General features: G+C 64.9%; 14 protein-coding genes. 11 read left to right on the top strand and 3 right to left on the bottom strand.

Features of this window, described 5'->3' with window-relative positions:
* A complete protein-coding gene (locus FJ471_RS16990; protein WP_140804978.1) occupies window positions 1-909 on the bottom strand; it encodes a LysR family transcriptional regulator in 909 nt (302 codons plus the stop codon).
* A gap of 100 nt (window positions 910-1,009) precedes the next feature.
* Here FJ471_RS16990 and FJ471_RS16985 point away from each other — a divergent pair, with 100 nt between their 5' ends.
* Together FJ471_RS16985 and FJ471_RS16980 are read left to right on the top strand one after the other, a co-directional pair.
* Window positions 1,010-2,458 carry an aldehyde dehydrogenase family protein gene (locus FJ471_RS16985; RefSeq protein ID WP_140804976.1) on the top strand — a complete coding sequence of 483 codons (1,449 nt, stop codon included), beginning with the start codon at window positions 1,010-1,012 and terminating at the stop codon, window positions 2,456-2,458.
* On the top strand, window positions 2,455-3,432 hold the full coding sequence (locus tag FJ471_RS16980; protein WP_140804974.1) for a membrane dipeptidase: 978 nt from the start codon (window positions 2,455-2,457) through the stop codon (window positions 3,430-3,432). The genes FJ471_RS16985 and FJ471_RS16980 overlap by 4 nt, the downstream gene beginning before the upstream one ends.
* A 19-nt stretch (window positions 3,433-3,451) precedes the next feature.
* On the opposite strand, the gene FJ471_RS16975 is transcribed toward FJ471_RS16980, so the two are convergent.
* Window positions 3,452-3,829, bottom strand: a complete 378-nt coding sequence (locus FJ471_RS16975) for a DUF2066 domain-containing protein (protein WP_181179483.1) — start codon at window positions 3,827-3,829, stop codon at window positions 3,452-3,454.
* A 355-nt stretch (window positions 3,830-4,184) separates the two neighbouring features.
* Between FJ471_RS16975 and FJ471_RS16970 the strand changes: the two genes are divergently transcribed.
* From FJ471_RS16970 to FJ471_RS16955, 4 genes are read left to right on the top strand one after another with little or no spacing between them, the layout of a single operon-like run.
* Window positions 4,185-5,063: an ABC transporter permease gene (locus tag FJ471_RS16970; protein ID WP_140805008.1), complete on the top strand. Its 879-nt coding sequence runs from the start codon at window positions 4,185-4,187 to the stop codon at window positions 5,061-5,063.
* A 13-nt stretch (window positions 5,064-5,076) separates the two neighbouring features.
* The gene (locus FJ471_RS16965) at window positions 5,077-5,919 is read left to right on the top strand and encodes an ABC transporter permease (protein WP_140804971.1); all 843 of its coding nucleotides are present in this window, start codon (window positions 5,077-5,079) and stop codon (window positions 5,917-5,919) included.
* On the top strand, window positions 5,916-7,058 hold the full coding sequence (locus FJ471_RS16960; RefSeq protein WP_140804969.1) for an ABC transporter substrate-binding protein: 1,143 nt from the start codon (window positions 5,916-5,918) through the stop codon (window positions 7,056-7,058). The genes FJ471_RS16965 and FJ471_RS16960 overlap by 4 nt, the downstream gene beginning before the upstream one ends.
* Complete coding sequence (locus tag FJ471_RS16955; protein ID WP_140804967.1) at window positions 7,051-8,208, top strand: ABC transporter ATP-binding protein; 1,158 nt, start codon at window positions 7,051-7,053, stop codon at window positions 8,206-8,208. Before FJ471_RS16960 ends, FJ471_RS16955 begins: the two co-directional genes overlap by 8 nt.
* An 82-nt stretch (window positions 8,209-8,290) precedes the next feature.
* On the opposite strand, the gene FJ471_RS16950 is transcribed toward FJ471_RS16955, so the two are convergent.
* The gene (locus tag FJ471_RS16950; protein WP_140804966.1) at window positions 8,291-8,506 is read right to left on the bottom strand and encodes a hypothetical protein; all 216 of its coding nucleotides are present in this window, start codon (window positions 8,504-8,506) and stop codon (window positions 8,291-8,293) included.
* A gap of 255 nt (window positions 8,507-8,761) precedes the next feature.
* Between FJ471_RS16950 and FJ471_RS16945 the strand changes: the two genes are divergently transcribed.
* The 5 genes from FJ471_RS16945 (at window position 8,762) to FJ471_RS16925 (ending at window position 12,865) form a co-directional block, all read left to right on the top strand.
* Window positions 8,762-9,007 carry a DUF1127 domain-containing protein gene (locus tag FJ471_RS16945; protein WP_181179480.1) on the top strand — a complete coding sequence of 82 codons (246 nt, stop codon included), beginning with the start codon at window positions 8,762-8,764 and terminating at the stop codon, window positions 9,005-9,007.
* A gap of 235 nt (window positions 9,008-9,242) precedes the next feature.
* Window positions 9,243-9,821 (top strand): OsmC family protein, encoded by a 579-nt coding sequence (locus tag FJ471_RS16940; RefSeq protein WP_224667087.1) that lies wholly within the window; start codon window positions 9,243-9,245, stop codon window positions 9,819-9,821.
* Between the two features lie 58 nt (window positions 9,822-9,879).
* Window positions 9,880-11,106 carry an NAD(P)/FAD-dependent oxidoreductase gene (locus FJ471_RS16935; protein ID WP_140804960.1) on the top strand — a complete coding sequence of 409 codons (1,227 nt, stop codon included), beginning with the start codon at window positions 9,880-9,882 and terminating at the stop codon, window positions 11,104-11,106.
* An 11-nt stretch (window positions 11,107-11,117) separates the two neighbouring features.
* Window positions 11,118-12,413 carry an NAD(P)/FAD-dependent oxidoreductase gene (locus tag FJ471_RS16930; protein ID WP_140804958.1) on the top strand — a complete coding sequence of 432 codons (1,296 nt, stop codon included), beginning with the start codon at window positions 11,118-11,120 and terminating at the stop codon, window positions 12,411-12,413.
* Window positions 12,410-12,865 carry a MaoC family dehydratase gene (locus FJ471_RS16925; protein ID WP_140804956.1) on the top strand — a complete coding sequence of 152 codons (456 nt, stop codon included), beginning with the start codon at window positions 12,410-12,412 and terminating at the stop codon, window positions 12,863-12,865. The genes FJ471_RS16930 and FJ471_RS16925 overlap by 4 nt, the downstream gene beginning before the upstream one ends.
* The last annotated feature ends 13 nt before the right edge of the window (window positions 12,866-12,878 follow it).

The raw sequence follows: 12,878 nt of genomic DNA, 5'->3' as shown, positions 1-12,878 counted from the left end.
TCATGCCGCCGCATAGCCGAACTCTCCTTCGCTCGCCCGCGTCTGCAGTCGGATGCATTCGATGAAGCGCAGCGATGCCGGCTGCCGGTTGCGGCCCTCCTTAGCGATCCAGCCGACGGTGCGGCTCGAGCGCGGATCGGCAAGCGGCATGAAGCGAACCGCATGGCTCGATTTCCAGCGGCAGAGCCTGGGCAGGATCGTCACCCCGAGCCCCGCCTCCACCATCGCCAAATTGGAGCTCACATTGGTCGCGGTGAGTTTCGAGCCGGCGGCAAGCGCCTCGATCTCGGTAATGCCGAGGGCAGCCGCCGCGCCGTTGCGGATGAAGCTCTCGCCGTCGAGCTGCGCCCATTTCAACGGGCGCTTCGATTTTGCCAGGGGATGATCGACCGGGCAGACGAAATCGAGCGGCTCATGGAATAGCGGCTCGAAGCTGAGCTGCGGCCGCCTGGTGGCGAGCACGCACAGCCCGACCTCGACCATGCCGTTCTCAACCGCATCGACGATGGCGCTGGAATCGCTGTCGCGGACATGGATGTCGAACCGGCTGCCCTCGGCGCGAAGCTGCGCGATCGCGCGCGGCAACAGGGTCACCGCGACCGAAGGCACACTGGCCACATCGCAGCGCCCCTGACGGTCTGCCGCGTAGCTAGTCATTGCCAGGCAGGCGCGGTCGTAGTGCGCGATCATGGCGCGCGCCTCGTCGAGCACGATGCGACCGACCGGAGAGAGCGCGCCCTTGCGTTCGCTCTCGAACAGCGGCGCGCCGATGTCGTCTTCCAATTGCTTCAGGGTCATCGACACGGCCGACGGCGTGCGGCCGATCTGGTCGGCGGCGGCGCGCACGCCGCCGGTCTCGCAGACCGCGACGAAGCTGCGCATGCCGGTCAGGCTGATGGTTTTGGTCACTGTTAAGCTTGCCTGAACATTTGTGCCAAAAATTGAGCTTGATTGAAGTTCACAGCATTGGTTAGGTCGTTGTCAACCGAATTGATGCAGGTCGAACAGGATGCTGAACGGTCAGAACTTCATTGCAGGCGAATGGCGCGACGGCGCCGGCTGGGTCGAAGACATCAATCCATCCGATGTGACCGATGTTGTCGGGCGCTTCGCCCAGGCGCACACCTCGGACATCCATGACGCCGTGGCGGCGGCTCAAGGCGCCCAGCGGGAATGGGCGGCGGCGGGGCTGGAAGCCAGAGCCGCCGTTCTCGACGCCGTCGGACGCGAGTTGATGGCGCGCTCGAAGGAGCTTGGCGAATTGCTGTCGCGCGAGGAGGGCAAGACGCTTCCCGAGGGTGTCGGCGAGGTTTATCGCGCCGGGCAGTTCTTCACCTATTTCGCGGCTGAAGCCTTGCGCAATCTGGGCTCCTCGGCCGACTCGGTCAGGGCCGGCGTCGACGTGCTGATCGAGCGCGAGCCGCTCGGCGTCGTCGCGATCATTTCGCCCTGGAACTTCCCCGTCGCCACAGCGTCCTGGAAGATCGCGCCGGCGCTTGCCTTCGGCAATGCGGTGGTCTGGAAGCCGGCCAGCATCACCCCGGCGAGCGCCTGGGCGCTGACCGAAATCATCAGCCGGCAGGCGATCCCGAAAGGATTGTTCAGCCTGGTGATGGGATCGGGCTCGACGATCGGCCGCGAGCTTGCCGCCAATGCCAACATACAAGGGTTGAGTTTCACCGGCTCCGGCGCCGTCGGCTCCGGCATCGCGGCGCTGGCCGCCGCGCGCTTCGTGAAGCTGCAGCTCGAAATGGGGTCGAAGAATCCATTTGTGATCATGGACGACGCCGACCTCGACCGCGCCGTCGACCTTGCCGTGAACGGCGCCTTCGGCGGCACCGGGCAGAAATGCACGGCCTCGTCGCGCCTGATCGTGCACCGGCCGATCCATGACGCCTTCGTCGAGAAGCTGCTGGCGAAGACCAAGGCCCTGAAGGTCGGCCATGCGCTCGAGGCCGGCGTCCAGATGGGACCGGTCGTCAGCGCCGAGCAGATCTCGGCCAATCTCGATTATGTGACGCTCGGCATCAGCGAAGGCGCTGAGCTTGCGACCGGCGGCGAGGTGCTCGATCTGGCGCATAATGGGCACTATATGGCTCCTGCCGTGTTCCTCAACGGGGGCTCGCGCATGCGCATCAACCAGGAGGAGATGTTCGCGCCGATCACCTGCATCATTGCCGCCGACGATCTCGACGAGGCGATCTTCATCGCCAACGACACGCCCTATGGGCTAACGGCAGGCATCGCCACGCGCTCACTCGCACGCGCCACGAAATTCCGCCGCGCCTCGCGCTCAGGCTGCGTCATGGTCAATTTGGCGACCGCCGGCACCGACTATCACGTGCCGTTCGGCGGCGTTCGCGCCTCGAGCTACGGGCCGCGCGAGCAAGGCCGCGCCGCGATCGAGTTCTACACCCAGGTCAAGACATCCTACATCCACGCGGGCGCGCCCGAATGACCAGCGACGCGCCGCAAGTGCTCATCGACGGGCTGCAATATTGCAACTGGTCGCGCGAAATTTTCGAGGAGATGCGCCGGGGCGGCCTGACCGCGGTCCACGCCACGGTCGGCTATCACGAAGGTTTCCGCGAGACGGTGCGCCACCTCGTCGATTGGCGCACTTGGCTTCGCGACAATGAGGACCTGATCCTCCTGGCGCGCGATGCCGGCGACATCGAGCGGGCGCGGGCCTCGAACCGGACGGCGATCCTGCTTGGCCTGCAGAACCCGATGCCGATCGAGGACGACATCGGCCTGATCGAGATGCTCTTCGATCTCGGCATCCGCTTCATGCAGTTCACCTACAACAACCAGTCGCTGCTCGGCTGCGGCTGGATGGAGAAGGAAGACAGCGGCGTGACGCGGATGGGGCGCGAGGCGATCGCCGAGATGAACCGGCTCGGCATGATCATCGACCTGTCGCATGCCGGAGAACGGACCGCGCTGGAAACGATCGCGTTCTCACAACGCCCGGTGGTCGTCAGCCATGCCAATCCGCGCTGGCTGCGCGACAGCAACCGCAACGTCTCCAAGGCCGTCCTGCACGCGCTGCGCGAAAAGCAGGGACTGCTTGGCCTGTCGCTCTATCCGCTGCATCTTCCGAACGGCTCGGACACGACCCTCGCGCAATTCGGAACGATGGCTTCCGAGGCCGCCGAGATCATGGGAGCGGATCATCTCGGCATCGGCTCGGATCTCTGCCAGGACCAGCCCGACAGCGTCGTGCGCTGGATGCGCGAAGGCCGCTGGACGCGCGAGACACAGGCGGCGGCAAGTTTCCCGCCACAGCCATCCTGGTTCAGGTCGAACCTCGACTTTCCTGGGTTGTCGGAAGGCCTGCTCTCGGCGGGCTTCGACAAGGCGCAGACCTCGCTTGTGCTCGGCGGCGCTTGGCATCGCTTCCTGACGGCCAGCCTGCCTGCGGCCGGGTGATTGCTGGCCTTTTCAATAGCTAGTTCATCGGCCGAAGGCGCTTGGCCGCGCCGCCTATGGCATTGCGGAAGGCGGCATCGAAGTTGACGCCGGCGATCTCCCAGCTCTTGTCCTGCGCGCCAAGCGGCAGGCGCCAGACGGCATGCCAGCCCGGCTCATTGGTTTCCCAGTCAAGAGGGCCGACCAGGATCGCATCGGCCCCCAATCTGGATTTCAGACCTGCCAATGTCTCTTGCGGTATCGCGTCGACCTTCTCCGGCGCGATGGTCGACAGGTCTGCTTCGCTTGCGAAGACGATAGGTATCGCGAAACGCGTCGAAGCGTCCTCGAAGCTTGCGCGCAGGTCCGAGCCGTGGGCGCCGCCGGAACGACGAACGGGCCGCCGGGCTTTCGGCATCCATTTCATAGAGCGATGCGTAGCCAGACCGCCAAAGCTCGAACTCACGCGCATTGCCGGCCTGGATGGACAGGTTCAAGCGGTTCGGCGCGCGGCGGGCCGTTTGTGGCGCTGGCGAATCCATGGGGCAGGCTGCTCCAAAAGCTGGCGAGCCAGCGTGCCCAACAGGCCCCGATTTTGCAAGGCATCCATTCAAAGCCCTTATATTTCCGGACCGTACGCTCCTCGCGTCGCGCGGCCCTCCCCTGGCTGAATCGAATTTAGGCCAGCGCCTGTAGACATCGCGGCGGCAATGAAACAATCTTCACTGCGGGAACACAAGCGCCTCGAAGAAGGCGCCTACATCCGGGTGCGCATGAACAATCGCTGGACCTTGTATGATCCACGCCTGGCCTGGATGCTGGTTGCACCAGTGCTTCTGCTGCTGATCTTCTTCCTGGTGCTGCCGATCGCGGTGATGGCGGCCTATACGTTCTTCACCTTCGTCACCGCAGGCGTCGAAACCAGCGCGCTGACCACCGCCAACTGGCAGGAGTTCTTCACCGACAGCTACTATTCCGGCTTCCTGCTCAAGACGTTGAGGGTCGGCGCGATCACCGCGCTGCTGTGCGGCGTGCTCGGCTATTTCCCGGCCTATTTCATCTGGGCGACGAGCTTCAAGCACAAATGGCTGCTCTTGCTCCTGCTCATCGTGCCGTTCTGGATCAGCTTCACCATCCGCACCTTTTCCTGGATAAACATCCTGGGCGAACAGGGCGTCATCAACGTCGCGCTGCTCAAGATGGGCATCATCAACGAGCCGCTGCAGATGCTCTACAACGAAGGCGCGGTGATCCTAGGACTGCTGCACTTCCTCCTGCCCTACATGATCCTCAACGTCTATGTCAGCCTGGAGGGCATCGACCGCACACTGATCGCGGCGGCGCGCTCGATGGGCTGCACCAGCGCACAGGCGTTCCGCGAGGTGACCTTGCCCCTCTCCCTGCCCGGCCTCGCGGCTGGGCTGCTGCTCTGCTTCGTGCTGGCGGCCGGCAGCTATGTGACGCCGCAACTGCTCGGCTCGGGCCGCGACGCGCTGTTCGGCAATCTGATCTACGACACGATCATGGGCGAATTGAACTGGCCGATGGGCGCCACGCTGTCGATCGTGCTGTTCGTCGTGCTCGGCTTCTTCGCCGCCATCTACACCCGCTACATGGGAATGTCGCAGATCGTCAAAGGGCTTGCTGGATGAGGAAACCGGGCGGATGAGCGGGACGCGGCGCAAGGAGGAAGGCAGATGGGCCTGGCGGCTGACCGGCTTCGTCACGCTCTGCGTCTACATCTTCATGTTCGCGCCGATCGTGGCGACCGTCATCCTGTCGTTCAACGCCTCGATGTTCGGCGGCTTCCCGATGACCGGCTTTTCGCTGCAATGGTACGCCAAGCTGATGAACAACGACGCGGTGCTGACGGCCTTCCGCACCTCGCTGTGGATCGCGCTGGTCACCGCTGTCGCCACCACGGCCATCGGCGTCGTCACGGCCTTCGCGCTGGTGCGCTTCGAATTCCCCGGCAAGCAGGCGCTGAGCACGCTGGTGATCCTGCCGGCGCTGGTGCCGGAAACCATTCTCGGCGTCGGCCTGCTGGTGCTGATCAAGGCGATCGACCAGCCGCGCACCATGCTGCTTCTGGTGCTCGGCCATATCCTGCTTGCAGTGCCCTATGTGGTGCTGATCGCGCAGGCGCGCATGGTGGGAATCCGGCGCGTCTATGAGGAGGCGGCGCTCTCGCTCGGCGCCTCGCGCTTCTCGTCCTTCCGCGAGATCACGCTGCCGCTGCTCATCCCGGCGGTGGTCGGCGGCGCGCTGCTCGCTTTCACAATCTCGTTCGACAACACCTCGGCCAGCCTGTTCTGGCGGCCGGCGGGCGTCGAGACCATGCCCACCCAGATCCTTTCGATGCTGAAAATCTCGATCAGCCCGGAGATCAACGCGCTCGGCACCGTGATGATCCTGGTGACCGTCGGCATCCCGTTGGTCGGCGGCCTGATCCTGCAGAGCTTGACCAAGTTGAAGAGACGAGGCGAACCAAAGGAGGAAGTACGATGAAACTGACGACGACCAAGCGGCTGGAACGGCTGCACGACCGGTATGCCAATGGCGATCTGAGCCGCCGCACTTTCCTGACGCTGACGGCGGCGGCCGCCGCATCGGCGGGGCTTTCCATGCCGTGGATGGGCCGGGCGCTCGCCGCGGTCGAGGAAGTCCGCTTCGACGGCTGGGGCGGCACGGTGCAGGACGCGATCGACAAGTTCGCCTTCCAGCCCTACACGGCCAAGACCAAGATCAAGGTGGTGCAGGGCACGTTCGGCGACGAGGACGAGATCATCACCAAGATCAAGACCGCGAAGCCCGGCGACTACCAGGTCATCCATTCCTCGGGCGTCAACTACTACATCAAATATGTCAATGGCGGCCTGACCTCGGAGATCAACGAGGCCAACATTCCCAACATGGTGAATGTGCTGCAGCCGATGATCGAGCCGTTCCGCAAGCTGACGCCGAAACTGTCGGCCGTGCCTTACGACTACGGCACCACCGGCATCGCCTACAACACCAAGGTGATCTCGCCGGAGGAGGCCAAGGAAAAGGGCGCGGCACTGCTGCTCGACAAGAAATATGCGGGCAAGGTGGGCGGCTATTCCGACATGACGACGCGCGTCTGGTACGCGGCTTTGGCCACCGGACAGGATCCCAACAACCTCAAGGACATGGACACGATCTGGGCCAAGGTGCGCGAGACGCGCGACCTCGCCAAGAAGTTCTGGAGTTCCGGCGCCGAGCTGATGGACCTGCTCTCCAAGGGCGAGATCGTGGTGACCGACGCCTGGTCGGGCCGCGTCGCAGCACTCCAGGACCAGGGCCATCCGATCGGTTACCTCGATCCGGCGGGCTCCTATGCCTGGATGGAGGACATGCTGATCCTGAAAGGCTCTCCGATGGCAGAGTGCGAGGAGCTGATCAACTTCATGCTCGATCCGGCGACCTCGATCGCGGTGGCCGAGGGCCAGAGCTACCCGCCGTCGCTCGACCCGACCAAGGTCAAGCTCACCGACAAGATCGCGAAGCTGCCGGCCTTCGATCCGACCGGCACGATGAAGGCGCTGACCTTCGCTGATCCGACTTACTGGGCGACCAATGAGGATGCCTGGACCAAGCAATGGAACAGGATCTCGAAAGGTGCCTGACAGCCAGGACACGAAAATCCATCCCCGGCCGGCCTCGGCCGGGGCAATCGGCGCGAGCGCGGCCGCCGAGGCGACCAGCCCGGCGGTCGAGTTCCGCAACATCGACATCGCCTATGGCAAGTTCGTCGCGGTGCGCGATTTCTCGCTGTCGATCCGCAAAGGCAGCTTCGTCACGCTGCTCGGGCCGTCCGGCTGCGGCAAGACGACGATCCTGCGCTCCATCGCCGGGCTGGTCGACATTTCGGCCGGCCAGATCATGATCGGCGACCGGCGCGTCGACGACGTGCCGATCTACAAGCGCAATATCGGGCTGGTGTTCCAGAGCTATGCGCTCTTTCCCCACAAGACCGTGTTCGACAACGTCGCCTTCGGCCTGAAATACCGCAACGTCGCCAAGCCCGAGATCAAACGCAAGGTCGGCCAGGCGCTCGACATGGTGCGGCTGCCGGGCAGCGAGAAGAAACTGCCCTCGCAATTGTCGGGCGGCCAGCAGCAGCGCATCGCGCTGGCGCGCGCCATCGTCTTCGAGCCGCAGGTGCTTTTGCTCGACGAGCCGCTCTCGGCGCTCGACGCCAACATGCGCGAGGAGATGCGCGTCGAGATCAAGAAGATCCAGAAGGAAACCGGCATCACCGCCATCTTCGTCACCCATGACCAGGAAGAAGCGCTGTCGATGTCGGACCGCATCGTGGTGATGAATGCAGGTTCAGCTGAGCAGATCGGCACCCCAGAAGAGGTCTATGAGCGGCCGGCCACCGCCTTCGTCGCCAACTTCCTCGGCAAGGCCAACATGCTTTCAGGAACGGTGAGCCGATCCGGCGGGCCGACCACGGTCAAGCTGGCCAGCGGCCAGACGGTCAATGTGCTGGCGCCCAAACCTCTGGCGCAGGGCAGCGCCGTCACCGTCGTGGTGCGGCCGCAGAAACTGTCGGTCGTTGGAACGAGCGCCAACCGGTTGCCCGGCCAGGTCGTGTCGGCCTCCTATCTCGGCGGCAGCGCCATCTACGAGGTCGACATAGGCGGCAAGACGAACATCCGCGCCAACGCCCCGATCGACGGCCGCGTTCGGCGCGAAGGCGAAGCGATCGAACTCGGCTTCGACCCGAACGACTGCGTGCTGCTGGACGAGGACGGGCGGCGGATCTCCTGAGCTCGCCACCGCCTTCCTGCAGGCATGGCGGTGTCGTTATTTCCGCCGTGTAATCAGTACGATCCCTGACGGCTATTACAGTTCATTTTTTGGAGATAAATGCCTTGCAGGCAGGAGTGAGCTCACTGATGTGCTGTTTAAGACAGCTTAACCCCTTTGCATTGTCGACCATCTTGCACACTCGCTGGGCATCCGCCCTGCATGGTGTTTTGTAGGCATCTTTCGCTAAAGCGGCGTCGGCGAGGAAAAGCGATATAGAAGCCAGAAGCGCCAGTCCAAGCGATTTCTGTTTGCGCATGACTTAGTTCCTCTCTGAAAATGGGCATAGTAACGCATCCGTTATATACGATAATCCTGATATAATTGAAAGACCAAAGACTTCACGACGACGCGCTCCGTGACACATTGGCAAAGGACGATATTTCAAACTGAGAAACTACCAGATTCCACGGCAATTTCGACGCCCGCTCCAACGCTGGCTCCCCCGGTCGTAGGCCACAAGCCCCGCCATCGACGACGCGAAGCATCGCGCCGCAAAACGATGGAGACGACGATGACGACTTTGGAACACACCGCTTGTGAAACCGGCCGCGCGGGCTTCGGCCTGGCCGGCTTTACCGGCCGCGCGCTCAGGCTTTGCTATCGCGCGATGAGGATGCGCAGCGACCGCGCCGCCATGCAGGCCATGCCCGATTATCTGCTCAAGGACATGGGTATCGCCCGTTCGGAAATCGACCATTACACCTCGATGCGCTACGCGTCCGACGCCGACGGGATGGACATCCGCAACGCTGGATGACCGCCGATGGCGATCATCCAGCGCCGTCGACAAGCCCCGGGCTTTCCCATGCCCGGGGCTTTTTGCGTTCGGGTCGGGCGGTGGCGACGCGTCGTTTCAAACGGTACGTCCAACGCAATTTCCACGGTAGGCGTATTAAAAATTCCACGGTCGCATCCACTCTCGTTCAAACGCCCCATCGGCAGATAGAGGCCGTCACGGCAACCAAGCCGCAACCGAACCTTTGGAGATGAAGATGCAACCCAACACCAAACCTGCACGGCTTCCGCTCAACGGCGTCGACACGCCGAACCTTTTGGCGACGATCAATTTCGTCGCGGGGCAGCCGGAGCTGGCCAAGTTCCAGTTCCGCGCTCACAACGAGTGGATCGAAGGCACGCACAGCAAGACCGTCATGAACGGCTTCTTCGGCGCCGGCCAGGAGCAGAAGCACGAGAAGCCCCACTATGCCGACGCCGATCATCCGGCGATCCTGTGCGGTGCGGACAACGCGCCGACCCCGGTCGAGTGGCTGCTGCACGGGCTAGCGGGCTGCCTGATGGCAGGCGTCGCCAACATTGCCGCCGCGCGCGGCATCAAGCTCACCAAGGTGAAGTGCTCGGTCGACGGCGACATCGACCTGCGCGGCATCCTCGGCATCTCCGACGAGGTCCGCAACGGCTTCCAGAACATCCACGTGTCGTTCGAGATCGAAGGCGACGCGCCGGCCGAAAAGCTGCAGCAGTTGGTCGAGCAGTCGCGCGCCCGTTCGGCGGTGTTCGACGTGCTGACCAAGGGCGTGCCGGTCACCGTCGGCATCAAGACCATCCAGTAAAGCCGGCAGGCGGCCCGGAGCCGATCCGGGCCGCCTCCTTTCTCAAACGGAACAGAACATGAGACGCGCGGACGTCGTCATCATCGGCGCGGGCCAGGCCGGCCTTGCGCTCAGCCATTGCCTCGGCCAGGCCGGTATCGACCATGCCGTGCTGGAGCGCGGCCGCATCGGCGAGCGCTGGCGCTCGCAGAGCTGGCGCTCGCTTCGGCTGCTCACGCCGAACTGGCTGAACGCCCTGCCCGGCTCGCCCTATAAAGACGGCGATCCCGACGGCTTCATGAGCAAAGGGGCTTTCGTGGAAAGCCTGGAGCGCTACGCCTGGCAATGGCATGCGCCCGTCGAGACCAATGTCGAAGTCATCGCTGCCAAGCGGACCGGCGACGGCTTCGCTTTGCGCAGCAGCGCCGGCGACTGGTCGGCGCGCGCGGTGGTCGTGGCGACGGGGCATTGCGACAGGCCGGTCATCCCTTTTTCGGCTGAGACACTTCGCGGACCGCTCAGCATCCACGCTTCGCAATATCGCTCGCCCGGCGAGTTGCCGGGCGGCGACGTGCTGGTCGTCGGCGCCTCGTCCTCCGGCGTGCAGATCGCCGACGAGCTCGCCCGCGCCGGGCGGCGTGTGGTGCTTTCGGTCGGCAAGCATACGCGCCTGCCGAGAACTTGGCGCGGCCAGGATATCTTCTTCTGGCTCAGCGCAATGGGCCTGATGGCGCAGCGCCAGGAAGACCTCGCCAACCCGGAAGCCGCCCGGCGCCAGCCATCGCTGCAGCTCGCCGGACGGCCCGACAGGGCCGATGTCGACCTCGCCACGCTGCAGGCGCTCGGCGTGGAACTGACCGGGCGGGTACGCAGCGTCAGCGATCGCGAGATCGCCTTCGCCGGCGATCTCGGCCAGCACGTTGCGGCGGCGGAAGCAAAGCAGGCACGCCTGCTCGACCAGATCGACCGCTTCACGGGCTCGGCAACGCCATACCGGCCCGAGCCGGTGGCGGTGCGGGCAGCCTGCGCGGAGCGGCTTTCGCTGAGCGACGGGGGGATCCGCACGATCATCTGGGCGACCGGTTATGCACGCTCGTTCGGCTGGCTGGAGCCGCTGGCGCTCGGCGCCGATGGCGAGTTCGCGCATCAAGGCGGGATCACCAGCGTGCCCGGCCTCTACGCGCTCGGCTTCCGCTTCCTGCGCAAGCGCGATTCCAACTTCATTGGCGGCGTCGGCGCGGACGCCGAGGCGATCGCCGCCGAAATCTCCCGTCATCTCGACTGCAACGGCCGCAGGGCGGCCTGAGGACCACAACCATGGCAACCACCCCCATCTCCCTTATGGCTGCCCCCAGGCGCGGCCATTACGACGCCATCGTCGTCGGCGCGCGCTGCGCGGGTGCGGCGACCGCGATGCTGCTCGCCCGCGCCGGCCTCAAGGTGCTGGCGATCGATCGCAAGCCCTATGGCTCCGACACGCTGTCGACGCATGCGCTGATGCGGCCTGCCGTGCTGCAATTGTGGCGCTGGGGACTGCTCAAGCCGCTGATCGAGGCCGGCACGCCGCTGATCGAGACGACGACCTTCCACTATGGCGACGAGGAGATCACCATCCCGCTCGCCGCCGGTTCCGACCTTCCCGGCCTGATCGCGCCGCGGCGTACCGTGCTCGACCGCATCCTGGTCGATGCGGCGCGCAAGGCCGGCGCGGAGATCCTGCACGAAGTGGCGGTCGGCGACCTCTTCGCCGACACGCGCGGGCGCGTTCGCGGCATCGAGATCCGCGCCGCCGGCCGCGCATCGCTCCGGGTCAGCGCCGATATCGTGGTCGGCGCCGACGGCGTCGGCTCGCTGGTGGCGAAATGCGTCGACGCCCAGCCCTTACGGCGCGGCGCGGTGTCGGCCGCCCATGTCTATGGCTACGCCCCGGTCGAGGCCGGCGCCGGCTACCATTGGTATTTCCGCGATGGCATCGCCGGCTCGTTCATCCCGACCAATGACGGCCTCGCTTGCATCGTCGCCTCGGTGCCGACTGGTCTGTTCGACCAGCGCTTCCGTCTCGGCCACGCGCGTGCCCGCATGGATGTGCTGGAAGCGCTTTCGCCGGCGCTGGCCGCACAAGCGGCCCGAGCGCCGAAGGATGCCCGCCTGCAAGCCTTCCGAGGCGTGCCGGGCTATATCCGCCAGCCACACGGCCCCGGCTGGGCGCTGGTCGGCGACGCCGGCTTCTTCCGCGACCCCATCACCTCGCACGGCATTTCGGATGCGCTGCGCGACGCCGAAAGCCTCGCGCGGGCGATCCTCGACGGGTCCGAAGCCGCATTCGCGATCTGGCAGCAGCAGCGCGACATGATCGCCAACCAGATCCTGGATACCACCGACGCGATCGCCGGCTTCGACTGGACGCTCGACGATCTCGGCGAGCGGCATCGCCGCTTCAGCGCCGTGCTGAAGGCCGAGGTGCAGGCGCTGGCCGGGCAGCCCATACCGGTCCGCCGTGCCCCTTCCCCGGCATCGCGGCCGACGGCCCACCGGGCGCCGGCCAACCAGGACGAGCCGCCGGCCTCGACCGGCTCGAACCTCAATCGCAACCGAACCGGAGCAAGACCATGACTGTGCATCTGATGAAGGACGGCTGGGTCGGCGTCATCAACGGTCGGCCAAAGGTGGGCGCCTTCGCCGAGCGCTCGCGGCGCACGCAGCCCCAGGATATCGACGCCTTCGCCGAGATGACCGGCGACCGCAATCCGCTGCATTACGACAAGGCGCTGGCCGAGGCTTCGGTGTTCGGCAAGCTCATCGTGCAGGGCGGCGTCACCTCAGGCATCCTGAATGCGGTGGTGGCGGAAGACCTCCCCGGCCCAGGTTCGGTGTTTCTCGAAGTCTCGTGGAAATTCGTCAAGGCGGTCGGCGTCGGCGAACTGATCACCGGCCGCGTCGAGGTCAAGGAGGTGCGCGCCGACAAGCCGATCACGAAGTTGGAGACATCGGTGCGCAACGAAGCCGGCGAGCTTTGTCTCACCGGCACAGCGACGGTGTTCACCGTGCCCGTGGCCAGGGGTTGAGAACTTTTCGAGC

This window comes from Mesorhizobium sp. B2-7-1 (genome assembly GCF_006440735.1).
GTDB lineage: Bacteria > Pseudomonadota > Alphaproteobacteria > Rhizobiales > Rhizobiaceae > Mesorhizobium.
Note: the sequence above shows the minus strand (reverse complement) of the source record. Positions and strands in the feature narration are given on the sequence as shown.

Coding starts and splice junctions, on each gene's coding strand:
- FJ471_RS16985 (WP_140804976.1), top strand. CDS start 1,010: ATGCTGAACGGTCAGAACTTCATTGCAGGCGAATGGCGCGACGGCGCC.
- FJ471_RS16980 (WP_140804974.1), top strand. CDS start 2,455: ATGACCAGCGACGCGCCGCAAGTGCTCATCGACGGGCTGCAATATTGC.
- FJ471_RS16975 (WP_181179483.1), bottom strand. CDS start 3,829: ATGCCGAAAGCCCGGCGGCCCGTTCGTCGTTCCGGCGGCGCCCACGGC.
- FJ471_RS16970 (WP_140805008.1), top strand. CDS start 4,185: ATGAACAATCGCTGGACCTTGTATGATCCACGCCTGGCCTGGATGCTG.
- FJ471_RS16965 (WP_140804971.1), top strand. CDS start 5,077: ATGAGCGGGACGCGGCGCAAGGAGGAAGGCAGATGGGCCTGGCGGCTG.
- FJ471_RS16960 (WP_140804969.1), top strand. CDS start 5,916: ATGAAACTGACGACGACCAAGCGGCTGGAACGGCTGCACGACCGGTAT.
- FJ471_RS16950 (WP_140804966.1), bottom strand. CDS start 8,506: ATGCGCAAACAGAAATCGCTTGGACTGGCGCTTCTGGCTTCTATATCG.
- FJ471_RS16945 (WP_181179480.1), top strand. CDS start 8,762: ATGACGACTTTGGAACACACCGCTTGTGAAACCGGCCGCGCGGGCTTC.
- FJ471_RS16940 (WP_224667087.1), top strand. CDS start 9,243: ATGCAACCCAACACCAAACCTGCACGGCTTCCGCTCAACGGCGTCGAC.
- FJ471_RS16935 (WP_140804960.1), top strand. CDS start 9,880: ATGAGACGCGCGGACGTCGTCATCATCGGCGCGGGCCAGGCCGGCCTT.
- FJ471_RS16930 (WP_140804958.1), top strand. CDS start 11,118: ATGGCAACCACCCCCATCTCCCTTATGGCTGCCCCCAGGCGCGGCCAT.
- FJ471_RS16925 (WP_140804956.1), top strand. CDS start 12,410: ATGACTGTGCATCTGATGAAGGACGGCTGGGTCGGCGTCATCAACGGT.